Source organism: Pseudomonas sp. 09C 129 (assembly GCF_002843625.1).
GTDB lineage: Bacteria > Pseudomonadota > Gammaproteobacteria > Pseudomonadales > Pseudomonadaceae > Aquipseudomonas > Aquipseudomonas chlororaphis.
Window position 1 is genome coordinate 5,438,001 of the sequence record NZ_CP025261.1, and the last position, 23,223, is coordinate 5,461,223.

Below are 23,223 nucleotides of genomic sequence, written 5' to 3' on the forward strand. Positions count from 1 at the left end.
CGCGATACAGGCACTGCGGTCTGTCTTAAACCGCAGTGAAGCCATCGCGGGCAAGCTCCGCTCCTACAGGGCTGTTCTGTCTTGCGGAGTCCCCCCCATGTCACACAACGTCATCCTTGTCGTGCTCGACGGCCTCAACCATGAGGTCGCCCGCCATGCCATGGGACACCTTCAGGCCTACGTCGGCGCGGGGCGCGCCGCGCTGTACAAGCTGGAATGCGAACTGCCGGCCCTGTCCCGACCGCTCTACGAATGCATCCTGACCGGGGTGCCACCGCTGGACAGCGGCATCGTGCACAACAACGTCTCGCGCCTGTCCAACCAGCGCAGCATTTTCCACTACGCCAGCGCCGCCGGGCTCGGCACCGCCGCCGCGGCTTATCACTGGATCAGCGAGCTGTACAACCGCTCACCGTTCAACCCGGCCCGGGACCGGCATACCGACAACAAGAAACTGCCGATCCAGCACGGGCATTTCTACTGGAACGACCACTACCCCGATTCCCACCTGTTCGCCGACGCCGAACACCTGCGGCTGCGCCATGCCCCGAACTTTCTCCTGGTGCACCCGATGAACATCGACGACGCCGGCCACAAGCACGGCCTCGACAGCCCGCAGTACCGCAACAGCGCACGCTCGGCCGACATCATCCTCGCCGATTACCTGCAAGGCTGGCTCGACGCCGGCTACCAGGTGCTGGTGACGGCCGACCACGGCATGAACAACGACCGTTCCCACAACGGCCTGCTGCCGGAGGAGCGGGAAGTGCCGTTGTTCGTTCTCGGCGATGCGTTCAGCTTCAGCCCCGTCGCCACGCCGGATCAGACCGAGTTGTGCGGCACCATCTGCGAGTTGCTCGGCGTGCCCCACGACAAACCTGTATGCCGGGAGTTGCTGAAGTGAATGCATTCACCCGCGGCAAATGGTTGGCGATCCTGTGCCTGCTGCCGTTTGCCCTGTTCTTCATCGTGTTCCAGATCGCCCCGCTGCTCTGGGTGCTGATCAACAGCCTGCAATCGGAAGAGTTCGGCTGGGGCCTGGCCAACTTCAACAAGATCTTCAGTTCCAGGTTCTACCTGCAAGCCATCCAGTACAGCCTGGAGATCAGCTTCTGGTCGAGCGTGTTCGGCATCGTCATCGCGATTCTCGGCAGCTACTCGCTGCGCCGGGTCGACTCGAAGCTGCGCAACTTCGTCAACGCCTTCGCCAACATGACCAGCAACTTCGCCGGCGTGCCCCTGGCGTTCGCCTTCATCATCCTGCTGGGCTTCAACGGCAGCATCACCATCATGCTCAAGCAGGCGGGGATCATTCAGGACTTCAACCTGTACTCCAAGACCGGCCTGATCATCCTCTACACCTACTTCCAGATCCCCCTGGGCGTGCTGCTGCTCTACCCGGCCTTCGATGCCTTGCGTGAAGACTGGCGCGAGTCCGCGGCACTGCTTGGCGCCAGTGGCTGGCAGTTCTGGCGCCACATCGGCCTGCCGGTGCTGACCCCGGCGCTGCTGGGGACCTTCGTCATCCTGCTGGCCAACGCCCTGGGCGCCTATGCCACGGTCTATGCACTGACCACCGGCAACTTCAACGTGCTGCCGATCCGCATCGCCGCCATGGTTTCCGGCGACATCTCCCTCGACCCGAACATGGCCAGCGCCCTGGCCGTGGTCCTGGTGGCGCTGATGACCCTGGTGACCATCGTCCATCAGCTGCTGTTGAAGAGGAGCTACCATGTCTCGCGCTGAACCCGGCTCCGCCGCCCTCTATCACCGGGTCGTGGTGTACCTGCTGTTCGCCATCCTCCTGCTGCCGCTGGCCGGGACCCTGATCTACTCCATCGCCAGCAACTGGTCGGCGACCATCCTGCCCAGCGGCTTTACCTTCAAGTGGTACATCCAGCTGTGGAGCGACCCGCGCTTCCTGCACGCCTTCGGCCAGTCGCTGCTGGTCTGCGTCGGCGCCCTGATCCTGTCGGTGGTGCTGATCCTGCCCCTGCTGTTCGTGGTGCACTACCACTTCCCAAGGCTCGATGCGCTGATGAACATCCTGATCCTGCTGCCGTTCGCGGTGCCGCCGGTGGTGTCCTCGGTGGGCCTGCTGCAACTCTACGGTTCGGGACCGTTCGCCATGGTCGGCACACCGTGGATCCTCGTCGGCTGCTACTTCACCGTGGCCCTGCCGTTCATGTACCGGGCGATCACCAATAACCTGCAAGCGATCAACCTGCGCGACCTGATGGACGCCGCCCAGCTGCTGGGCGCCAGTACCTGGCAGGCGACTTTCCTGGTGGTGCTGCCGAACCTGCGCAAGGGCCTGATGGTGGCCCTGCTGCTGTCGTTCTCGTTCCTGTTCGGCGAGTTCGTGTTCGCCAACATCCTGGTGGGCACCCGCTACGAAACCCTGCAGGTCTACCTGAACAACATGCGCAACAGCAGCGGCCACTTCACCAGCGCGCTGGTGATTTCCTACTTCTTCTTTGTGCTGGTTCTGACCTGGGCCGCCAACATCTTGAACAAGGACAAAAGCCAATGAGCTTCGTCAACGTCCAACACCTGCAGAAAAATTACAGTGGCACCCCGGTGTTCAGCGACATCAACTGCGAAATCCACAAGGGCGAATTCGTCACCCTGCTCGGCCCGTCCGGCTGCGGCAAGTCCACCCTGCTGCGCTGCATCGCCGGCCTGACCCCGGTGGACGCCGGCAAGATCCTCCTCGACGGCCACGACATAGTGCCCCTGAGCCCGCAAAAACGCGGGATCGGCATGGTGTTTCAGAGCTATGCGCTGTTCCCCAACATGACCGTGGAGCAGAACGTGGCGTTCGGCCTGCGCATGCAGAAGGTCAACGCCGACGAGAGCCACAAGCGCGTGCTCGAAGTCCTGCGCCTGGTGGAACTGCACGACTTCGCCAGCCGTTATCCCCATCAACTGTCCGGGGGCCAGTGCCAGCGCGTGGCCCTGGCCCGCTCGCTGGTGACCCGTCCGCGCCTGTTGCTGCTGGACGAGCCGCTGTCGGCGCTGGACGCGCGGATCCGCAAGCACCTGCGCGAACAGATCCGGCAGATCCAGCGCGAACTGGGGCTGACCACGATTTTCGTCACTCACGACCAGGAAGAAGCCCTGACCATGTCCGACCGCATTTTCCTGATGAACCAGGGCAAGATCGTCCAGAGCGGCGACGCCGAGACGCTCTACACCGCACCTGTGGATGTGTTCGCCGCCGGCTTCATCGGCAACTACAACCTGCTGGATGCAGAAAGTGCCAGCAAGCTGCTGCAGCGGCCGATCAACGGGCGTATCGCGATTCGCCCAGAGGCCATCGAACTGCGCAAGGACGGCGAACCCGACGCGCTGATCCGCAGCCACAGCCTGCTGGGCAACGTGATCCGCTACCGGGTCGAAGCCCGTGGCGTGGAACTGGTGGTGGATGTGCTGAACCGCTCGCCGGACGATCTGCACCCCGACGGCCAACGCCTGGCACTTTCCATCGATCCCACGGCCCTCTGTGAGGTAGCCTGATGACTTTGACGCAAACGATTAAGAGAGAGCGGTACTAATGGCCCTGGCAATTTTTGATCTGGACGAGACCCTGATCCACGGCGACTGCGCCACCCTCTGGAGCGAACAGATGGGGCGCCTGGGCTGGGTCGACAGCGAGTCTTTCATGCGCCGCAACAACGAGCTGATGGACGCCTACAGCCACGGCAAGCTGGCCATGGAAGAGTTCATGGCCTTCAGCCTGGAGCCGATGGCCGGACGCACCCCGGAAGAGGTCGGGCACCTGGTCGGCCCCTGGGTCGAGGACGTGATCGAACCGATCATTTTCAGCGATGCCTGCAAGGCCATCGCCGCACACCGCAAGGCCGGCGACCGGATCCTGGTGATCTCGGCCTCGGGCACTCACCTGGTCCAGCCCATCGCCGAACGCCTGGGCATCGATGAAGTCCTGGGGATCGAGCTGGAGGTGCTGCACGGGGTCTACAGCGGCAATACCCTGGGCACCCTGACCTACCGCGAAGGCAAGGTCACCCGCCTGCTGGAATGGCTGGATGCCGAAGAAGAAAACCTCGAAGGCGCGAGCTTCTATTCCGACTCGCGCAACGACCTGCCATTGCTGCTGAAGGTCGACTACCCGCATGTGGTCAACCCGGACCCGGTACTGCGCGAACACGCGGAAAAGGCCGGCTGGCCGATTCATCAGTGGAAGTAGGTGCCTCTGTAGCCGCTGCCGCAGGCTGCGATCGCCCACAACGTGGGCGCAAGATCTGAAGATCGCTAAAAAGCCCTTCGGGCTTATCGCAGCCTTCGGCGGCGGCTACAGGATCAGGCCAAGGTCTCGTCGATCAGCAGCACCAGCTTGCCCGACACCTGGTTGGTCGCCAGCTCGGCAAAGGCCGCTTCGGCGTCCTTGATCGGGAAGGTCATGGCCAGCTGCGGGCTCAGGCGCCCTTCGGCGAACAGTGGCCAGACATGCTGGCTGAGGTCGCTGAACAGATCGGCCTTGAACTGCTCGTCGCGGCTGCGCAAGGTCGAACCCAGCAACTGGATGCGCTTGCCGAGGATCTGCGCCAGGTCCAACTGGGCCTCGCGCCCGCCCATCAAGCCGATCAGCACCCAGCGCCCGTCCAGGGCCAGCAGCTTGACGTTGTGCGCGGCATAGTTGGCGCCGACCGGATCCAGGATCACATCGAACGGCCCGAAATCCCGCAGGCCTTCCAGGCCGTCGGTGCGCACCACGCCGCCCTGGGCCCCCAGCGCTTCACAGTAGGCCAGGCGGTCGGCGGAACCGACGCTGACCCAGCACGGGTTGCCGAATGCCTTGCACAACTGGATCGCGGCCGAACCGACACCACTGGCGCCGGCGTGCAGCAGGACCTTTTCCCCCGGCTTGAGGGCCGCCAGCTGGAACAGGTTCAGCCAGGCGGTGCTGTACACCTCGGGCAGCGCCGCCGCTTGCGCCAGGGACAGCCCTTCCGGCACCGGCAGGACATGACGAGCATCGACCACCACTTCCTCGGCCATCCCGCCCCCGGCCAGCAGTGCGCAGACCCGATCGCCGACCTGCCACGCAGAGCCCGGGCCGACCTCGCTGATCACCCCCGAGCACTCAAGGCCCAACACCTTGCTGGCGCCCGGTGGCGGCGGATAGAGCCCGGCCCGTTGCAACAGGTCGGCCCGGTTCAGTCCCGCGGCCGCCACGCGGATTCGCACTTGTCCTACGTCGCACGTCGGACTGGGCTCTTCAACCCACTCCACATGACCTTCAACGCCTTGCAATGCTTTCACAGTGCCTCCATAGTGAGTCTGGACTGAGCCCGGAGCTGTAGCACCGGGCTTTTTGCATTATGCGACCGGTCCTTGTGGAACCGGCGACTTCAAAGACGGCCTAATATGCGTTATCAATTGCCCCCGCGTCGAATCAGCATGAAGCATTTGTTCCCCAGCACCGCCCTCGCTCTTTTCATTGGTCTCGGTCTGCTGCCGATGTCGACCAATACGTTCGCAGCCAATAGCTGGGACAAACTTCAGCCGGATCGCGACGAGGTAATTGCCAGCCTCAATGTCGTCGAGCTGCTCAAGCGTCATCACTACAGCAAGCCACCGCTGGACGACGCGCGCTCGGCGATCATCTATGACAGCTACCTGAAGCTGCTGGACCCGTCGCGCAGCTACTTCATGGCCAGCGACATCGCGGAATTCGACAAGTGGAAAACCCAGTTCGACGACTTCCTGAAAAGCGGTGACCTGAACGCCGGCTTCATCATTTACAAACGCTACCTGGACCGCGTCAAGGCGCGCCTGGACTTTGCCCTGGCCGAGCTGGGCAAAGGCGTCGACAAATTCGACTTCACCACCAAGGAGTCCTTGCTGATCGATCGCAAGGACGCGCCGTGGCTCAAGACCACCGCGGAACTCGACGACCTGTGGCGCAAGCGCGTCAAGGACGAAGTCCTGCGCATGAAGATCGCCGGCAAGGAACCCAAGCAGATTCAGGAAACGCTGACCAAGCGCTACAAGAATCAGCTCGCCCGCCTGGACCAGACCCGCGCCGAAGATATCTTCCAGGCGTACATCAACACCTTCGCCATGTCCTACGACCCGCACACCAACTATCTGTCGCCGGATAACGCGGAGAACTTCGACATCAACATGAGCCTGTCGCTGGAAGGCATCGGCGCCGTGTTGCAGAGCGACAACGACCAGGTCAAGGTCGTGCGCCTGGTGCCGGCCGGCCCGGCCGACAAGACCAAGCAGGTGGCCCCGGCGGACAAGATCATCGGCGTGGCCCAGGGCGACAAGGAAATGGTCGACGTGGTCGGCTGGCGCCTGGACGAAGTGGTCAAGCTGATCCGTGGTCCGAAAGGCTCGGTGGTGCGCCTGGAAATCATCCCGGCGAGCAACGCGCCGAACGACCAGACCAGCAAGATCGTCTCCATCACCCGCGAAGCGGTGAAGCTGGAAGAGCAGGCGGCGAAGAAGTCGATCCTCAACCTCAAGCAGGACGGCAAGGACTACAAGCTCGGGGTGATCGAGATCCCGGCCTTCTACCTGGACTTCAAGGCCTTCCGTGCCGGTGATCCGGACTACAAGAGCACCACCCGTGACGTGAAGAAACTGCTGACCGAGTTGCAGAAAGACAAGGTCGACGGCGTGGTCATCGACCTGCGCAACAACGGCGGCGGTTCCCTGCAGGAAGCCACCGAGCTGACCAGCCTGTTCATCGACAAGGGCCCTACCGTGCTGGTGCGTAACGCCGACGGCCGGGTCGATGTGCTCGAAGATGAAAACCCTGGCGCCTTCTACAAAGGGCCGATGGCGCTGCTGGTCAACCGTCTCTCTGCCTCGGCCTCGGAGATTTTCGCCGGTGCGATGCAGGACTATCACCGTGCCCTGATCATCGGTGGCCAGACCTTCGGCAAAGGTACCGTGCAGACCATCCAGCCGCTCAACCACGGCGAGCTGAAACTGACCCTGGCCAAGTTCTACCGAGTTTCCGGGCAGAGTACCCAGCATCAGGGCGTGCTGCCGGACATCGATTACCCGTCGATCATCGACACCAAGGAAATCGGCGAAAGCGCCCTGCCCGAAGCCATGCCATGGGACACCATTCGCCCGGCCATCAAGCCGGCGGTGGATCCGTTCAAGCCGTTCCTCGCGCAGCTGAAATCCGAGCATGACGTGCGCTCGGCCAAGGACGCCGAGTTCGTCTTCATCCGCGACAAGCTGGCCCTGGCCAAGAAGCTGATGGCGGAAAAAACCGTCAGCCTCAACGAAGCCGAACGTCGGGCGCAGCATGCCGACATCGAGGCCAAGCAGCTGGCGCTGGAAAACATCCGCCGCAAGGCCAAGGGTGAAGAGCCGCTCAAGGAGCTGAAGAAAGAAGACGAGGACGCCATTGCGGCCGCCGATCCGGACAAGACCAAGCCGGAAGACGACGCTTACCTCAGCGAAACCGGGCGAATCCTCCTCGATTACCTGAAGCTCAACACCGCGGTCGCCAAGCACTGAGATGATGGCAATTTAATGCTGACGCTCCTCGGAGCGTCATCAAACAGTCATCATTCTGTCGTGAAATGAAGGACCGGGCGCTGCTCTTGAATCAAGGGCGCGCCCGGTCCTTTTTTTATCGACAGAGATCGCCATGACCACGACCGAACAGCTGAGTGCCTTGAGCTCAATCCTGGCTCAAAGCGGTTTGCACAGTCTGTTCCAGCCGATCATCTGCCTCTCCGAACGACGCATTCTCGGCTATGAAGCCTTGACCCGTGGTCCGTCCAACAGCCCGCTGCACTCCCCTGTCGCCCTGTTTGCCGTGGCCCGCCAGGCCGGACGCCTCAACGAGCTGGAAATCGCTTGCCGCCAGAGCGCCTGCAAGGGGTTCAGCGAGCAGCAGTTGCCCGGCAAGCTGTTCCTCAACGTCTCTCCGGAATCGCTGCTGGAGGCTGCCCACCAGCCCGGGCGCACCCTGCAATTGCTGCAAGACTTCGGTATTCCGCCGAGCCAGGTGGTGATCGAACTCACCGAGCAGACGCCAATCGATGACTTCCAGCTGCTGCACAATGCGCTGCATCATTATCGGGACATGGGTTTCTCGATCGCCCTGGACGACCTCGGCGCCGGTTACTCGAGCCTGCGCCTGTGGTCCGAGCTGCGCCCGGACTACGTGAAGATCGACCGGCACTTTATCGACGGCATTCATCAGGATGCCCTCAAGCGCGAGTTCGTCGGTTCGATCCTGCAAATTGCCAAGGCCTCCCGCGCCCAGGTGATCGCCGAGGGCATCGAAGTGGCGGAAGAGCTGGAGGTGCTCACGGAAATGGGCGTGGACCTGCTACAGGGTTACCTGCTCTGCCGCCCCCAGGAACATCCGCCCCGCGATGGCCGCAACCTGCTGCCCAAGCGCGAAAGCACTCCCGCGACGCTCAACGACGAAGGCAGCGACCTCAGTGCCCTGCTCAACGAACAACCAGCGGTAGCACGCGACATACCGACGGCCACGGTGCTGGAAGCCTTCCGCCGCCAGGCCAACCTCAACTCGCTGGCGGTGCTCGACGAACAGGGCCAGCCCTGCGGCATCGTGCACCGCCATTCATTGTCCGATGCCCTGCTCAAGCCCTTCGCCACCGACCTGTTTGCCCGCAAGCCCATCAGCCGCCTGATGAACGATGACTTCCTCGCGGTAGAGATCAGCCAGTCGCTGCAACAAGTCAGCCGCCTGATCACCAGTCGTGCCCGGCAACGGATCGAAGAGGATTTCATCATCACCCTCAACGGTAGCTACCTGGGCCTGGGGCGGGTGATCGATGTGCTCAAGCTGATTACCGAGCTGAAGATCCAGCAGGCGCGTTATGCCAACCCATTGACGCTGCTGCCTGGCAACGTGCCGATCCAGCAGTGCCTGACCCACCTGCTGCAACAAGGACGAGAATCGCTGATCTGTTACGTGGACATCGACAGCTTCAAACCCTTCAACGATATCTATGGCTACGGCCGTGGCGATGAAGTGCTGTTGTGCCTGGCGCAGTGCCTGAATGACCGGGTGGACCCCAGCCGCGATTTCGTCGGCCATATCGGCGGCGACGACTTTCTCCTGGTATTGGGCCCCGAGGACTGGCAAAAACGCCTGAACCAGCTGCTGGACGACTTCCATAGCCAGTGCCGGCGTTTTTATCGCAGCGAACACCTGGAAGCCGGCTGCTTCATCGCCCCCAACCGCCAGGGCATTCGCCAGGAGTTCGCCTTGCTGTCACTGTCTATTGGCGTGGTGCACCTGTATCCACAGGCCTGTGGACAACTCGATGCCAGCCAGTTGGCCGAGCTGGCCTCGCAAGCCAAGCACCACGCCAAGAACGTGCCGGGCTACAGCATCCATGTGATCGACAGCCGCCAGATGGCAGACGGCTTTACGGCTGACGCGGACCGGCTTGCGGGTCCGGCGTACTCGACTGATTCAGCTGCGCCAGCTTGACCTCGGCCAGGGGATGCCCGGCTTTCGCCGCCAGGGCCCACCAACGGGCAGCTTGCGCCGCATCCGCGGCCTTGCTGGGCGAACCGGCCAGGCTGATGACGCCCATCTGATAGGCCGCCTTGGCGTCCCCGGCCAAGCCGGCAAGACGTAACAGGCGTATGCCTTCTTCGCGAGCCCCCAGCCCCTGGCCACGAAAGGTCAGGATATGGCCATAAAAGCTCTGTGCGTCGACGTCCCCCAGGTTCGCCATGCGCGCCAATTGCCCCTCCAACCAGTGCCAGCCCCGAGGTTGACGCACAAACCAGGGCCAATGAAACAACCGGCGAGCCAGCCAGTAGCCGGCTCGCGCCTTGAGGCGCCAGAACACTCAGGCCTCCACCGACTCGGGGTATTCGTACTCGAACACACGAACCACTTCCGAGGCGTGCCACGACGCGGCCGCGACCCCATCGGAAGGCCCGGAAAAACGCCCGAGGCGCTCCGCACACTCGAAAAAACCGGTGCGCGGCAATCGACTCGCCCCCTGGCTGATCACCAGCGAACTGCGCAACGGCTGCTCCGCACGCGCATCCAGCGCGGCCAGATGCTCAAGGGCCGCCGTCAGGGTCTGCATGGCGGGGCTGGGTAGCTGCAAGCGCTCAAGCAGAGCGCGATAGGTCAAAAGATGGCGTTGCCGACGGGCCTGGTCGAGTTCCCCCAACAGGCCATCCCAATGTTGACGACTGATCCTTACGCTCACGATTCATCCCTCCAACCCGGAACCGTCAATTCCCAGGCCAGGCTACGGCGTATAGCGGCGTCGGGTTGACGCTCACCGCTTTCAATCATGGCCAGATATGACGGACTGATACCTACCGTACGGGCAAGCGCCTCAATGGCGATGCCCTTGGCTTCACGCAAACTGCGAAGTTGATCCAGACCTGGAAGCGGCTGGTCGGCTGTGGTCGCGATACCCCCCCTGGCTTCTCGCGGAGATTGTTCGGTGATACCTGCGGCTTTTAGCAAAGCCTGATACTGAGCCCATGGCAGAACCGCATATTCGGGCTCGCCATCGCGTGCAATTATCTGAATATCCATTACTACCCCGTAGGACGACACATAACGAGTCGGACTTTTCCTTATGAAGTGTAATCCTAACAGTCACTAAGGTCGCGGGGGCATCGTTGTATGGATCCGAATTCACTCAGTTTTTCTTCGGACCTTCCAATTGCAGTTGTTCCGGGGTGTCGGGCAAACGCTCCACTACCGCCAGCTTCTCCGGTTGCTGGCGATTGCGCCAGGCGCGAAAGGCGTTGAGTTCGCCGTCCAGGGTTTTCATGATCCAGGCCAGAACGGCGATATCGTCGAGCATGCCGAACATCGGCAGGAAGTCCGGGATGGCATCCAGCGGACTGAGGAAGTACATCAGGCCCGCGACCACCGACAGCAGCGCCTTGGGGCTGATGGCGCGGTACTCGCCACGCCAGTAAGCCAGGCACAGGGCCTGCAGCAGGCGCAGATCGTCCTTGAGCTTGCCAAGACGGCCGCCTTGCAAGGCGCCTTTGCTGGCCACGGCGAACAACAGGGTCGGCAGTCGGCCACGGCTGAGCAAGCGGCCGGCCAGGGGCAGGAAGCGGGCAAAATTCCAGGGTGCTTTCATCGTCACTCCCACTGAAATGTTATCCACACAAATTGTGGATAACCTTGTGAACAGAGCCGCTTTTCACAGCTGAAAGCCCCGTTTTACAAGGGCTCGGCTCAGATCGGGCGTTTTTTACTCACATAAAAAAACCCATAATTTCATTGACTTGGCAGCCTCATGCGGCTAGCCGCAACACGTGCTGTTAAGACTATGCCTTATGCCGTGGGTTCGCATTTTTTCCCGGACCAACGACCAGATACGACAACGCCCCGTAAGGACGGGGCGTTGTCATTGAACCAGACGAAGATTACTTGGCGTCGTCTTGTTTCGCTGGATCCTTGATACCCAGCAGTTCCAGCTCGAACACCAGAACCGAGTTGGCCGGAATGGCCGGGCTCGGGCTCTGTGCGCCGTAGGCCAGATCGCTCGGGATGTACAGTTTGTACTTTTCGCCGACGTGCATCAGTTGCAGGCCTTCGACCCAACCCGGAATCACGCCGCTGACCGGCAGATCGATCGGGCTGCCGCGCTCGACCGAGCTGTCGAACACAGTGCCGTTGGTCAGGGTGCCGGTGTAGTGAACGGTCACCACGTCGGTCGGCTTAGGCTGGGCGCCATCGGCTTTTTTCAGCACTTCGTACTGCAGGCCGGAGGCGGTAGTGGTCACGCCAGCCTTCTTGCCGTTTTCTTCGAGGAATTTCTTGCCGGCTGCTGCCGACTCTTCGCTGATCTTGGCCATGCGCTCTTCAGCACGCTTTTGCAGCGCGGCGAAGGCTTCGACCAGTTCGTCGTCTTTCAGCTTCTGTTCTTTCTTGCCGATGGCATCTTCGATGCCCTGGGCTACCGCTTTGGAATCCAGGTCATCCATACCTTCCTGGGCAAGGCTTTTGCCCATGTTCAGGCCGATACCATAGGAAGCTTTCTGCGCCGGGGTTTTCAGCTCCACGCTGGTCTGCGAGTCACAACCCGCAAGTACCAGGCTAACCAGGGCTACCGCCGCCGCTAACCGATGCTGTTTCATGCTATTTCCTTGTTCATGCGCCTAAAGGGCAATCGAGTAAAGCCGCGAGCTTATCAGGCGGCCACGACCAATGGCTACCGGCATGAGAGCCGGATTAGCCCGATAAGTTCACGTGTTTAAAAGCATTTCGCCAGCCATTACAACGAGCGCGGGAAAGAACACCTCGACCGCAAAGTAATGACAGCGGACGTAATGGCCACTTGCCCGGCAGTTTGCCCTTGAGGCATAAGAGAGCCACAACTCGACAAGGATGTTTATCTTGCGCCTCTTATCCCGTGTTTTGCTCTTGATCCTCGCCCTGATCGGCGTCGCCCTGGCCGTGGTCCTGTATTACGTGGCCAATCCGAAATTGCCCGACTATATGCCCGCCCGGCAGGTGCACTATCAGGATCAATGGAGCGCCGCCGACCGCCAGACCTATTACTTCACCCCCCAGGGCACTCAGGTGAAGGGCCTGCGTTATGAGTGGTTCGCCGCCCTGGAACTGCCCTTCTCCACGCAACGCTTCGCCGCGCCGCAGTACCTGGCCCGCTTCGGCTTCCTGGTGGATCCAGCGCAGCAGGCCAGCGCCGATAACCCGGCGAACCTGCCGGTCGGTTTCACTCGCCACCAGAACCCTGGCAGCCCGCAGCAGTACCTGGACATCACCTGTGCCGCCTGCCACACCGGCGAGCTGCGCTACAACCAGCAGGCCCTGCGGGTCGACGGCGGTTCGGCGCAACATGTATTGCCCTCCAGCGTGCCCACCCTGCGCGGCGGCAGCTTCGGCCAGGCGCTGGTCGCCAGCCTGGCGTCGACCTATTACAACCCGTGGAAATTCGAGCGCTTCGCCCGCAACGTGCTGGGCCAGGACTACGACGCCGAGCATGAACAACTGCGCAAGGACTTCAAGGCGTCGCTGGACACCCTCCTGCACGTCGCCTGGAACGACACTCACCGCGGCCTCTATCCCACTGAGGAAGGCCCCGGACGTACCGATGCCTTTGGCCGGATCGCCAATGCCAGCTTCGGCGACGCCATTTCCCCCGACAACTATCGGGTAGCCAACGCACCGGTGGACTATCCGCAGCTATGGGACATCTGGACCTTCGACTGGGTGCAGTGGAACGGCTCGGCCCAGCAACCCATGGCCCGCAATATCGGCGAGGCGCTGGGTGTAGGCGCCACCCTGAACTTCTTCGATGCCCAGGGCCAGCCGCTCAAGGGCGACGCCCGCTACCCGTCGAGCGTTCGGGTGCGCGACCTCAATCGCATCGAAGAAACCCTGCAACGACTGAAACCGCCGACCTGGCCAGAAGAACTGTTCGGCGACATCGACAAGCCCCTGGCGGCCAAGGGGCGAGCGCTGTTCGCGGAAAACTGTGCAGGTTGCCATGTCCCGCCGGTCACCGAGGTCAACGGGCGCCCGGTACAACAACTGAAGATGCTGCCGGTTGCAGTGATCGGTACCGACCCGAATACGGCCAACAATATTGCCGATCAGCGTTACGACCTGAGCGCGCTGCAATGGGACGCCGCCGAACTGGCGCAATCGAATGTCCAGTTGCACCCCACACCCACTGAGCCGCTGGACATGCGCCAGCTGTCAGCGGCCAAGGGCCTGGCCTATGTCACTGCCTTCGTTGAGGAGCGCGCCTACCGGGACGCCCAGGTGACTCCGGAGGAACACCCGCGACTCGACGGCTATGGCTTGCCGATCGGCGTCCGCGAACTGCGCGCCTACAAGGCCCGGCCGCTGGCCGGGGTATGGGCTACCCCGCCCTTCCTGCATAACGGCTCGGTGCCCAGCCTGTACCAGTTGCTTTCGCCTCAGGACGAACGCGCCAGCACCTTCTATAAAGGCACCTTCGAATACGATCCGAAGCATCTGGGCTATCGTACCGAGCCGTTCAAGAACGGCTTTCTGTTCGATACCAGGATCAGCGGCAATCACAACAGCGGCCATGAATTCCGTTCGGGCAAGCGTGGCGACGGGGTGATCGGCCGCCTGCTGCAACCCGAGGAACGCTGGGCCCTGCTGGAGTACCTGAAAGTGCTGGGCGGGCCGCTGGAGGTGCAACTGCCATGACCCTGGCCCTCATCGAAAGGACGGTTTCATGCTGATCACCTTATGGCTGCGCATCGGTGCGCTGCTGCTCAAGACACTTCTGCTGCTGGTGCTGATCGCCCTGCTCGGCTGGGCGCTGAACAGCGCCTGGTCGATCTGGCGCTACCAGGGGCCGGTCTCGACCGAAGAACAGGTTCCGCCCGGCGAAGCCGCCATGACCCAGGACATCATCCAGACCGCCGTGCGCATCGTCGATCAGCACCGGGATAACACCCGTTACCTGCGCGACGCCCATGCCAAGGCCCACGGCTGCGTAAAGGCCGAGGTCCAGGTGCTCGAGCAACTGGCGCCGCCGTTGCGCCAGGGCGTATTCGCCGAACCCGGCAAGACCTGGCAAGCCATGGTGCGGCTGTCCAACGGCAATGCTTATTCACAGTTCGACAGCATTCGTGACGCGCGCGGGATGGCGATCAAGTTGTTGAATGTGCCCGGCACCCAGCTATTGAAGGAACAGCAGGGCCGTGGCGAGCAGGATTTCGTGATGTTCAACCATCCGAACTTCTTCGTCAGCGATGTCGCCGAGTACCGGCAGAATGTCGCCGCGCAGGCGGATGGAAAAAAGGTCGGGGCCTTTTTCCCCGGCTGGAACCCACGCACCTGGCAGGTCCGCCACCTGTTCATTGCCTTGGCCACCCTGTCACCGCCCCCGGCCAGCCCGACGCAAACCCGCTATTTTTCGGTTTCGCCCTACAAGTTCGGCAGCGCCAACGCCAAGTTCCGTGTCGCGCCGGATCCCGACAGCTGCCCGGTATACAACCTGCCCCCACAAAACCAGGCCCTGCCCAACTTTCTACGCAACGCCCTGAACCAGCAGCTGTCGACCGACCGCGTGCCGGCCTGCTTCGTATTGCAGGTGCAGCACCAGGACCCAAGCCACTACATGCCCATCGAAGACACCAGCATCGAATGGCGAGAAAGCGATGCGCCCTTCGAAACCGTGGCGCGGATCAAAATTCCTGCCCAGGACTTCGATACCCCGCGGCAGAACCTGCAATGCGACAACCTGTCCTTCAACCCCTGGTTCGGGCTGGAAGCGCACCGCCCCATCGGCGGCATCAACCGCCTGCGCAAGGCGGTGTACGAAGCGGTCAGTGACTACCGGCACAGCCGCAATGCCGAGCAGTGATCCAGAAACGAAAAAAGCGGCCCGCGGGCCGCTTTTTTGGGGAACATTTACATACTCCAGACAGCAAAAAGCCCGCGTGAGCGGGCTTTCTGTGATGAGCTGGCGTTCAGTGTTCCAGCTCATCGAATATGGCGCAGCGGACGGGACTCGAACCCGCGACCCCCGGCGTGACAGGCCGGTATTCTAACCGACTGAACTACCGCTGCGCGTAGCGTTGAAAGCAAGTGGTGGGTGATGACGGGATCGAACCGCCGACCCTCTGCTTGTAAGGCAGATGCTCTCCCAGCTGAGCTAATCACCCTTTACCTTCGTTGCGGGGCGCATTATTACACAGAAATTCATAACGTGCTGATTTAAATAACAAAATTATTAAAAAAGCTGAATTACGATGTATCGGGCGCCTCGCGCGGAACACAGGCACAAAAAAGCCCGCGTTAGCGGGCTTTCTGTGATGACCTGGCGTTCAGTGTTCCAGATCATCGAATATGGCGCAGCGGACGGGACTCGAACCCGCGACCCCCGGCGTGACAGGCCGGTATTCTAACCGACTGAACTACCGCTGCGCGTAACACTGAAAGCGAATGGTGGGTGATGACGGGATCGAACCGCCGACCCTCTGCTTGTAAGGCAGATGCTCTCCCGGCTGAGCTAATCACCCTTCACGTTCGGTGTGGCGCGCATTCTACGGAGCGCCCCCTACTCTGGCAAGCACTTTTTAAAATAATTTTTTCAGGCCTTCCAAAGGCTTAGCGGAGGGTTGGCCTATGGAGCTGCGCGGAGAATAATGCCCCCCTTTGTATAAAGGAGAGATTCACCCCATGTGGTTCAAGAACCTGCTTATCTATCGCCTGACCCAAGATCTGCCCTTTGATGCTGAGGCGCTGGAAACCGCACTGGCCACCAAACTGGCGCGTCCATGTGCAAGCCAGGAGTTGACCACTTACGGTTTCGTCGCGCCATTCGGCAAAGGCGAAGATGCGCCGCTGGTGCACGTCAGCCAGGACTTCCTGCTGGTCGCCGCGCGCAAGGAAGAACGTATTCTGCCTGGCAGCGTGGTGCGCGACGCGGTCAAGGAAAAGGTCGAAGAGATCGAAGCCGAGCAAATGCGCAAGGTCTATAAAAAGGAACGCGATCAGATCAAGGATGAAATCATCCAGGCCTTCCTGCCCCGCGCCTTTATCCGCCGCTCCTCGACTTTCGCCGCCATCGCGCCGAAACAGGGCCTGATCCTGGTCAACTCGGCCAGCCCGAAACGCGCCGAAGACCTGCTTTCCACCCTGCGCGAAGTGCTCGGCACCCTGCCGGTGCGTCCGCTGACCGTGAAGACCGCGCCGACCGCGATCATGACCGACTGGGTGAAAACCCAACAAGCCGCCGACGACTTCTTCGTGCTCGACGAGTGCGAGCTGCGCGACACCCATGAAGACGGCGGTATCGTCCGTTGCAAGCGCCAGGACCTGACCAGCGAAGAAATCCAGCTGCACCTGAGCACCGGCAAGGTGGTCACCCAATTGTCCCTGGCCTGGCAGGACAAACTGTCCTTCATGCTCGACGACAAGATGACGGTCAAGCGCCTGAAGTTCGAGGACCTGCTGCAGGATCAGGCGGAGCAGGACGGCGGCGACGAAGCCCTCGGCCAGCTGGATGCCAGCTTCACCCTGATGATGCTGACCTTCGGCGATTTCCTCCCGGCGCTGTTCGAAGCCCTGGGTGGCGAAGAGATTCCACAAGGCATCTGATCTTGTAGCAGCCTGCTTGCCGGCGGCGGGCCGCATCCGGCCTAATCGCCAACTCGCTCGCTCCTGCGGGAGCACCACAGACGCCACCGCTTTCGGTGGCGTTTTCATATAAGAAGGAACAGGCCATGCGTGCACTGGCAGCATTAAGTCGTTTTGTCGGCAATACCTTTGCCTACTGGGTTCTGATTTTCGCGGTGGTGGCGTTCTTGCAGCCGGACTGGTTCATCGGCCTCAAGGGCGCCATCGTGCCACTGCTGGGCCTGGTGATGTTCGGCATGGGCCTGACCCTGAAGCTCGAAGACTTCGCCGAAGTCGCCCGCCATCCGTGGCGCGTGGCCCTGGGCGTGGTCGCGCACTTCGTGATCATGCCGGGCGTGGCCTGGTTGCTGTGCCAGGTATTCCACCTGCCGCCGGAAATCGCCGTCGGCGTGATCCTGGTCGGCTGCTGCCCGAGCGGTACGTCATCCAACGTCATGACCTGGCTGGCCCGCGGCGATCTGGCGCTGTCAGTGGCGATCGCCGCCGTCACCACCCTGCTGGCGCCACTGCTGACCCCGGCCCTGATCTGGCTGCTGGCCTCGGCCTGGCTGCCGGTCTCGTTCATGGAGTTGTTCTGGTCGATCCTACAGGTGGTGCTGCTGCCGATCGTGCTCGGGGTGATTGCCCAGCGTGTGCTCGGCGACCGGGTGCGGCATGCGGTGGAAGTGTTGCCGCTGGTATCGGTGGTCAGCATCGTGATCATCGTCACCGCGGTGGTGGCCGCCAGCCAGGCGAAAATCGCCGAGTCCGGCCTGCTGATCATGGCCGTGGTGATGCTGCATAACAGCTTCGGTTACCTGCTGGGTTACTTCACCGGCCGCCTGTTCAAACTGCCGTTGGCGCAACGCAAATCCCTGGCCCTGGAAGTCGGCATGCAGAACTCCGGCCTCGGCGCCGCCCTGGCCAGCGCGCACTTCTCGCCGCTGGCGGCGGTGCCCAGCGCCCTGTTCAGCGTCTGGCACAACATTTCCGGGGCGCTGCTTTCCACCTGGTTCCGCCGCATGAGCGAAAAGGACGACCACGCACTGGCTGTCCAGCAGGCGAGCGACTGAGGAGAAACCTTGATCCCCGGATTAATGATGGGCACTATACTGCGCAACGCGGGGACGACCCCGCGGCTCGATCGAGTCATTAATCTGGGGACGACCCCGTCAATCGATGGAGGTCATCATGTCCTGGATCATTCTGTTTTTCGCCGGCCTGTTCGAAGTGGGCTGGGCCGTCGGCCTCAAGTACACCGACGGTTTCAGTCGCCCTCTCCCCACCGCCCTGACCATCGCCGCCATGGCGGTCAGCCTCGGCCTGCTGGGGCTGGCCATGAAGGAACTGCCGCTGGGCACTGCCTATGCTATCTGGACCGGGGTCGGCGCGGTCGGCACGGTGATCGCCGGGATCATTCTGTTCGGTGAGTCCATGGCGCTGTTCCGCCTGGCCAGCGTGGCGCTGATCATTACCGGGCTGATCGGCTTGAAGGTCAGCGCGGCCTGATACAAGCAAACGCCCCAACAAAAACGCCCACAACTCTGTGGGCGTTTTTATAGGCGCTGGAAACCTAGCGCACGCTACCGCGCAGCTCGCCCACCAGGGTTTGCAAACGGGCCGGTTCGGCACTGTCGGCGGTCACGGCCGAACCCGCCACCAGGGTCACTCGCGACCACAGGCGGCGGAACAGTCCCTTGCTTGGATCGCGGCTGAAAAAGCTGCCCCACAGCCCCCGCAACGCCAGCGGAATCACCGGCACCGGCGTCTCTTCGAGAATCCGCGTCAGCCCGCCCTTGAACTCATTGATCTCGCCATCGGTGGTCAGCTTGCCTTCCGGGAAGATGCACACCAGCTCGCCATCCTTGAGGTAGCGGGCAATCTGGGTGAACGCCCTTTCGTAGATCTGGATGTCCTCGTTGCGCCCGGCAATCGGAATGGTCCCGGCGGTACGGAAGATGAAGTTGAGCACTGGCAGGTTGTAGATCTTGTAATACATCACGAAACGAATCGGCCGCCGCACCGCGCCGCCGATTAGCAAGGCATCGACGAAGGACACGTGATTGCACACCAGCAACGCCGCGCCTTCGTCCGGGATCGCCTCCAGGTTGCGGTGCTCGACCCGGTACATGGAATGGCTGAGCAGCCAGATCATGAAACGCATGCTGAACTCGGGGACGATCTTGAAGATGTAGGCGTTGACCGCGATGTTCAGCAGCGACACCACCAGGAACAGCTGCGGGATCGACAGTTTGGCCAGGCTCAGCAAGACGATCGAGACAATCGCCGACACCACCATGAACAGCGCGTTGAGAATGTTGTTCGCGGCAATCACCCGCGCCCGCTCGTTCTCCGGGGTCCGCGACTGAATCAGTGCATACAGCGGCACGATATAGAAACCACCGAAGATGCCCAGGCCGAGAATATCGATCAGCACCCACCAGGCATGGCCATGACCGAGTACCTCGAGCCAGCTGTACCCCGCCTCGCTTGGCGGGATCCCGCCGGAATGCCACCACAGCAGCAGACCGAACACCGTCAGGCCGAACGAGCCAAAAGGCACCAGGCCGATCTCGACCTTACGCCCCGAGAGTTTCTCGCACAGCATGGAGCCGGCGGCGATGCCCACCGAGAACACCGTGAGGATCAGCGTGACCACTGTCTCGTCGCCGTGCATCCACTCCTTGGCATAGGCCGGAATCTGCGTCAGGTAGATCGCCCCGACAAACCAGAACCACGAGTTGCCGACGATCGAGCGCGACACGGCCGGCGTCTGCCCCAGGCCCAGGCGCAGGGTGGCCCAGGACTGGCTGAAGATGTTCCAGTTCAGACGCATGTCCGGGGTGGCCGCCGCAGCCCGGGGGATGCCCCGGCTGGCGAGGTAACCGAGCACGGCGACGGCAATGATCGCCGTCGAGACAATCGGTGCGTAATGGACGGAGGACATCATGATCCCGGCGCCTATGGTCCCGGCAAGAATCGCCAGGAAAGTGCCCATTTCCACCAGGCCGTTGCCCCCCACCAGCTCTTCCTCCCGTAGCGCCTGGGGCAGGATCGAATATTTCACCGGGCCGAACAGCGCCGAGTGGGTGCCCATGGCGAACAGCGCCAGCAGCATCAGCGACAGGTGATCGAAGACAAACCCCACCGCCCCCACGGCCATGATCACGATCTCGCCGAGCTTGATCAGGCGGATCAACGCATCCTTGGCGAACTTCTCGCCGAATTGCCCGGCCAGCGCCGAGAACAGGAAGAACGGCAGGATAAACAGCAAGGCGCAGAGGTTGACCCAGATCGAGCGGTCTCCCTCGATGGCCAGCTTGTAGAGAATGGCGAGGATCAGCGACTGCTTGAAGATGTTGTCGTTGAACGCGCCGAGGGACTGGGTAATGAAGAACGGCAGGAAACGCCGCGTACGAAGCAAGGTGAACTGTGAGGGGTGACTCATCTTCCATGTCCCTGAGTGGCTTGGATGCTGTTATTGGATTATCGATCTTCGATCCAGGCCACAACCTTACCTAAAGTTCGCGGATTATTTCGCTAATCCTGCGATGCAAGGCGAAACGAACAACTCACCCCGATAAGCGCCCAGCAGCGTGCGCTTGCCCACCAGCAGCCACATCAGTGCCAGCGCCAGGACCAACAGGCTGCCGAGCACCGCGAAAAACGTCAGGTTCAGGGTAGCGGCCAGTTTCAGGGTGGTCAGGGCATAGACCCCCAGCGGGAAGGTGAACCCCCACCAGCCGAGGTTGAACGGAATGCCGTCGCGCAGGTAACGCAGGGTGATCAGCAGCGCCGTCAGCATCCACCACAGGCCGAAACCCCACAGGGTGATACCGGCCACCAGGCCCAGGCCCTCGGCGATTTCGCCCATTGCGGCCATGCCGTTGGCGGCGAAGATCGCTGGAGCGTCCGCGCCCAGCAGCAACATGCCCAGGGCCCCCGTGCCGATCGGCCCCAGGGCCAGCCAGCTCGAGGCAGCCATGCTTTCGTGAGGCAGCTTATGCAAGGCCATGCGCAGCAGGAGAATGGTCAGGATGCTGAAAGCCACCGGCAGCGAGAAGGCCCAGAGCACATAGCTGGTCACCAGCATCACCAGTTGCGAATGCGCGTCCACCAGATGCGGCGCCAGCAGCCCGCCACTGGCGGCAGCGACTTCGGCCGCGACCACCGGCAATAGCCAGACCGCGGTCATCTGGTCGATACGGTGCTCCTGGCGGGTGAACATCATGTAGGGAATCAACACCCCGCAAGCCAGCGACAGCGCCACATCCAGCCACCACAGCAGCTCGGCCAACTGCACCACGCCGTCACCCCAGCGCGGTACGCCGAACAGCAGGAAACCGTTGATGATGGTGGCCAGGCCCATGGGGATGGTGCCGAAGAACATCGAGACCGTGGAATGCCCGAAAATCCGCCGGGCTTCGTCGAAGAACATTACCCAGCGTGCCGCATAGGCCGCGCTGAACACTACGAACAGCCCGATGGTGAACAGCCACAGCCCCTCGGCCAACAGGTGCAGGCCCGGGATCCGCAGCGGCAACTGGGCCAGCGCCAGAGCCAGCACGCCGGTGCCCATGGTGGCCGCGAACCAGTTGGGGGTGAAATGGCGGATGGCTTCGCGAGGATGTTGCAGCTGGCTCAAGGGCCGTCCGGTTCTGAGGGTATTGGGGCATGTCATGGTGTGATCTCCTGTCCTCCGATGAGGTGGAGCCCATGGTAGAACCGGATCGAATATCTATATAACGGGTAATTTCTCTATCTGTTATCTATTTTATAAATATAAGGGCTAGACACTGTCTGCACTTCAACCATCGGCACCCGCGTCGCGCTCAACTTTCCTGGGCGACACAGGCCTTGGCGGTTCGCTGACGCAGCAACCCCAGCAAAGCGCCAAGGGACAACAGGATCAACACCGCGCCATAACCATCGGTGGTCGCGATCAGGCCGAAACTGCGCGTCAGGTTTCCCGCCAACAGGGACGGCAGGCAGAACGCCAGATAACTCAGGACATAAAACGCCGACATCAACCCCGCCCGCTCATGGGGCAAGGCCAGCGGCATCACACTGCGCAGAGCGCCGAGGAACCCGGAGCCAAAACCTCCGCCCGTGACCAGGGTGCCGAGGAAGAACAGCGGCAGGCTGGCGGTGTGCACGGAGATGAGGATCAGGCTGATGCCGACGGCCAGCAGGCTCGCGCCCAACCGCAAAACCTTGTCGGCCGGACGATAGCGCAGGGAAACAATCATCAGGGCACCGCTCAGCGTCAGCACCGCCACCAGGCCACCGCCGATCAGGTTCGAGGTCGAGCCCGTCGCAGCGCGCACCAGCGATGGCGCCAATGACAGAAAGAACCCGCCCACGGCCCACACCGCCACATCCACCGGTAACGCCAACCACAGCGCCCGTCGCGCCTGGGGCGGTACATGCAGCGAGGGCCGCAGGGAAGCCCAGACACCGGCCTGGGCAGTGACCGTCTCCGGTAAACGCCAGACGTACAGCGCCTGGGCGACAAACAGCACCAGCAGCAACCAGTAGGCCAGTTGCAGCGGCAACGGCGCATATTCCACCAGCAAGCCACTGCCCATCGCCCCGCACGCCATGCCCAGCAAGGGCGCCACGCTGTTGACCAACGGCCCCTGCTGGCGGTCGGTATCCAGCAGCGCCGCCCCCAGCACACTGGTGGCCATGCCGGTGGCGAAGCCCTGCATCACCCGGGCAGCAATCAGCCAGGCCACGCTGTCGGCCTGGATGAACAGCAGCATCGCCAGTATGTCCAGCAGCAACGCCACGAAGATCACCGGCTTGCGTCCCAGATAATCCGAAAGCGAGCCGACGGTCAGCAGCGCCGCCAGCAGGCTCAAGGCGTAGACGCCGAAGATCAGGGTCAAGGTCGCCGACGAGAATTGCAGCGCCTCCTGATACAGGTGATACATCGGCGTCGGCACACTGGAAGCGGCGAGAAAACTGAGTAAGGTGATCGCCAGAAACAACAGTCTGGAACGGTTTGACCGTGAAGAGTCGACACTACTGGACATGGGCACGCTCCATTAAAGCTAATTTTTTGCTTTTGCGGAGTGTGCTACCGCCTCGCTCTTAAAGCAAATTCTTTGTGTTAAGGT

21 protein-coding genes and 4 tRNA genes are annotated in these 23,223 nt (G+C 61.9%); 12 read left to right on the top strand and 13 right to left on the bottom strand.

Going from position 1 to position 23,223, the window contains the following annotated elements; genetic code table 11:
- Window positions 1-97: 97 nt before the first annotated feature.
- The 5 genes from CXQ81_RS24130 to CXQ81_RS24150 are packed head-to-tail and all read left to right on the top strand — an operon-like array spanning window position 98 to window position 4,210.
- Entirely contained in the window at window positions 98-904 is an 807-nt protein-coding gene (locus CXQ81_RS24130; protein WP_101338773.1) for an alkaline phosphatase family protein, read from the top strand.
- A complete protein-coding gene (locus tag CXQ81_RS24135; RefSeq protein ID WP_164523771.1) occupies window positions 883-1,746 on the top strand; it encodes an ABC transporter permease subunit in 864 nt (287 codons plus the stop codon). The genes CXQ81_RS24130 and CXQ81_RS24135 overlap by 22 nt, the downstream gene beginning before the upstream one ends.
- Entirely contained in the window at window positions 1,733-2,533 is an 801-nt protein-coding gene (locus tag CXQ81_RS24140; RefSeq protein WP_101338774.1) for an ABC transporter permease, read from the top strand. Before CXQ81_RS24135 ends, CXQ81_RS24140 begins: the two co-directional genes overlap by 14 nt.
- Window positions 2,530-3,519: an ABC transporter ATP-binding protein gene (locus CXQ81_RS24145; protein WP_101338775.1), complete on the top strand. Its 990-nt coding sequence runs from the start codon at window positions 2,530-2,532 to the stop codon at window positions 3,517-3,519. Before CXQ81_RS24140 ends, CXQ81_RS24145 begins: the two co-directional genes overlap by 4 nt.
- A gap of 37 nt (window positions 3,520-3,556) precedes the next feature.
- Window positions 3,557-4,210 carry an HAD family phosphatase gene (locus CXQ81_RS24150; protein ID WP_009045076.1) on the top strand — a complete coding sequence of 218 codons (654 nt, stop codon included), beginning with the start codon at window positions 3,557-3,559 and terminating at the stop codon, window positions 4,208-4,210.
- A 113-nt stretch (window positions 4,211-4,323) separates the two neighbouring features.
- Here the strand turns inward: CXQ81_RS24150 and CXQ81_RS24155 are convergent, their stop codons facing one another.
- Window positions 4,324-5,286 carry a zinc-binding dehydrogenase gene (locus CXQ81_RS24155; RefSeq protein WP_062825001.1) on the bottom strand — a complete coding sequence of 321 codons (963 nt, stop codon included), beginning with the start codon at window positions 5,284-5,286 and terminating at the stop codon, window positions 4,324-4,326.
- Between the two features lie 138 nt (window positions 5,287-5,424).
- On the opposite strand from CXQ81_RS24155, the gene CXQ81_RS24160 reads away from it, so the two are divergent.
- Window positions 5,425-7,509 carry a carboxy terminal-processing peptidase gene (locus CXQ81_RS24160; protein WP_007927834.1) on the top strand — a complete coding sequence of 695 codons (2,085 nt, stop codon included), beginning with the start codon at window positions 5,425-5,427 and terminating at the stop codon, window positions 7,507-7,509.
- 133 nt (window positions 7,510-7,642) lie between these two features.
- Complete coding sequence (locus CXQ81_RS24165; protein ID WP_101338776.1) at window positions 7,643-9,469, top strand: bifunctional diguanylate cyclase/phosphodiesterase; 1,827 nt, start codon at window positions 7,643-7,645, stop codon at window positions 9,467-9,469.
- On the opposite strand, the gene CXQ81_RS24170 is transcribed toward CXQ81_RS24165, so the two are convergent.
- From CXQ81_RS24170 to CXQ81_RS24190, 5 genes are all read right to left on the bottom strand, one after another.
- Complete coding sequence (locus CXQ81_RS24170; RefSeq protein WP_007927830.1) at window positions 9,405-9,836, bottom strand: hypothetical protein; 432 nt, start codon at window positions 9,834-9,836, stop codon at window positions 9,405-9,407. The two genes, CXQ81_RS24165 and CXQ81_RS24170, sit on opposite strands and share 65 nt — an antisense overlap.
- Window positions 9,837-10,208 carry a hypothetical protein gene (locus tag CXQ81_RS24175; RefSeq protein WP_007927825.1) on the bottom strand — a complete coding sequence of 124 codons (372 nt, stop codon included), beginning with the start codon at window positions 10,206-10,208 and terminating at the stop codon, window positions 9,837-9,839.
- Entirely contained in the window at window positions 10,205-10,546 is a 342-nt protein-coding gene (locus CXQ81_RS24180) for a helix-turn-helix transcriptional regulator (RefSeq protein ID WP_081502448.1), read from the bottom strand. The genes CXQ81_RS24175 and CXQ81_RS24180 overlap by 4 nt, the downstream gene beginning before the upstream one ends.
- 106 nt (window positions 10,547-10,652) lie before the next feature.
- Entirely contained in the window at window positions 10,653-11,108 is a 456-nt protein-coding gene (locus CXQ81_RS24185) for a YkvA family protein (protein WP_053262237.1), read from the bottom strand.
- Window positions 11,109-11,397: 289 nt separating this feature from the next.
- Entirely contained in the window at window positions 11,398-12,111 is a 714-nt protein-coding gene (locus tag CXQ81_RS24190; RefSeq protein ID WP_007927823.1) for an FKBP-type peptidyl-prolyl cis-trans isomerase, read from the bottom strand.
- A gap of 259 nt (window positions 12,112-12,370) precedes the next feature.
- Here CXQ81_RS24190 and CXQ81_RS24195 point away from each other — a divergent pair, with 259 nt between their 5' ends.
- Both CXQ81_RS24195 and CXQ81_RS24200 read left to right on the top strand, forming a co-directional pair.
- The gene (locus tag CXQ81_RS24195; RefSeq protein WP_101339475.1) at window positions 12,371-14,179 is read left to right on the top strand and encodes a di-heme-cytochrome C peroxidase; all 1,809 of its coding nucleotides are present in this window, start codon (window positions 12,371-12,373) and stop codon (window positions 14,177-14,179) included.
- Window positions 14,180-14,207: 28 nt separating this feature from the next.
- Window positions 14,208-15,344 carry a catalase family protein gene (locus CXQ81_RS24200; protein ID WP_101338777.1) on the top strand — a complete coding sequence of 379 codons (1,137 nt, stop codon included), beginning with the start codon at window positions 14,208-14,210 and terminating at the stop codon, window positions 15,342-15,344.
- 129 nt (window positions 15,345-15,473) lie between these two features.
- Here the strand turns inward: CXQ81_RS24200 and CXQ81_RS24205 are convergent.
- From CXQ81_RS24205 to CXQ81_RS24220, 4 genes are all read right to left on the bottom strand, one after another.
- A tRNA-Asp gene (locus tag CXQ81_RS24205) sits at window positions 15,474-15,550 on the bottom strand.
- Window positions 15,551-15,569: 19 nt separating this feature from the next.
- Window positions 15,570-15,645 (bottom strand) — tRNA-Val (locus CXQ81_RS24210).
- Between the two features lie 185 nt (window positions 15,646-15,830).
- Window positions 15,831-15,907, bottom strand: a tRNA-Asp gene (locus CXQ81_RS24215).
- Between the two features lie 19 nt (window positions 15,908-15,926).
- Window positions 15,927-16,002 (bottom strand) — tRNA-Val (locus CXQ81_RS24220).
- A gap of 160 nt (window positions 16,003-16,162) precedes the next feature.
- On the opposite strand from CXQ81_RS24220, the gene rdgC reads away from it, so the two are divergent.
- The 3 genes from rdgC to sugE all read left to right on the top strand — a co-directional run bounded on the left by rdgC (window position 16,163) and on the right by sugE (window position 18,610).
- Window positions 16,163-17,083, top strand: coding sequence for a recombination-associated protein RdgC (gene rdgC, locus CXQ81_RS24225; RefSeq protein ID WP_009045083.1), 921 nt, complete (start codon window positions 16,163-16,165; stop codon window positions 17,081-17,083).
- A gap of 125 nt (window positions 17,084-17,208) precedes the next feature.
- Entirely contained in the window at window positions 17,209-18,174 is a 966-nt protein-coding gene (locus CXQ81_RS24230) for a bile acid:sodium symporter family protein (protein ID WP_101338778.1), read from the top strand.
- 118 nt (window positions 18,175-18,292) lie between these two features.
- Window positions 18,293-18,610, top strand: a complete 318-nt coding sequence (gene sugE / locus CXQ81_RS24235) for a quaternary ammonium compound efflux SMR transporter SugE (RefSeq protein WP_007927818.1) — start codon at window positions 18,293-18,295, stop codon at window positions 18,608-18,610.
- Between the two features lie 64 nt (window positions 18,611-18,674).
- Here the strand turns inward: sugE and CXQ81_RS24240 are convergent, their stop codons facing one another.
- The 3 genes from CXQ81_RS24240 to CXQ81_RS24250 all read right to left on the bottom strand — a co-directional run bounded on the left by CXQ81_RS24240 (window position 18,675) and on the right by CXQ81_RS24250 (window position 23,139).
- Entirely contained in the window at window positions 18,675-20,549 is a 1,875-nt protein-coding gene (locus CXQ81_RS24240) for an MFS transporter (RefSeq protein ID WP_101338779.1), read from the bottom strand.
- Between the two features lie 84 nt (window positions 20,550-20,633).
- Window positions 20,634-21,782, bottom strand: coding sequence for a TDT family transporter (locus tag CXQ81_RS24245; protein ID WP_101338780.1), 1,149 nt, complete (start codon window positions 21,780-21,782; stop codon window positions 20,634-20,636).
- Between the two features lie 151 nt (window positions 21,783-21,933).
- On the bottom strand, window positions 21,934-23,139 hold the full coding sequence (locus CXQ81_RS24250; RefSeq protein ID WP_101338781.1) for an MFS transporter: 1,206 nt from the start codon (window positions 23,137-23,139) through the stop codon (window positions 21,934-21,936).
- Window positions 23,140-23,223 lie beyond the last annotated feature (84 nt).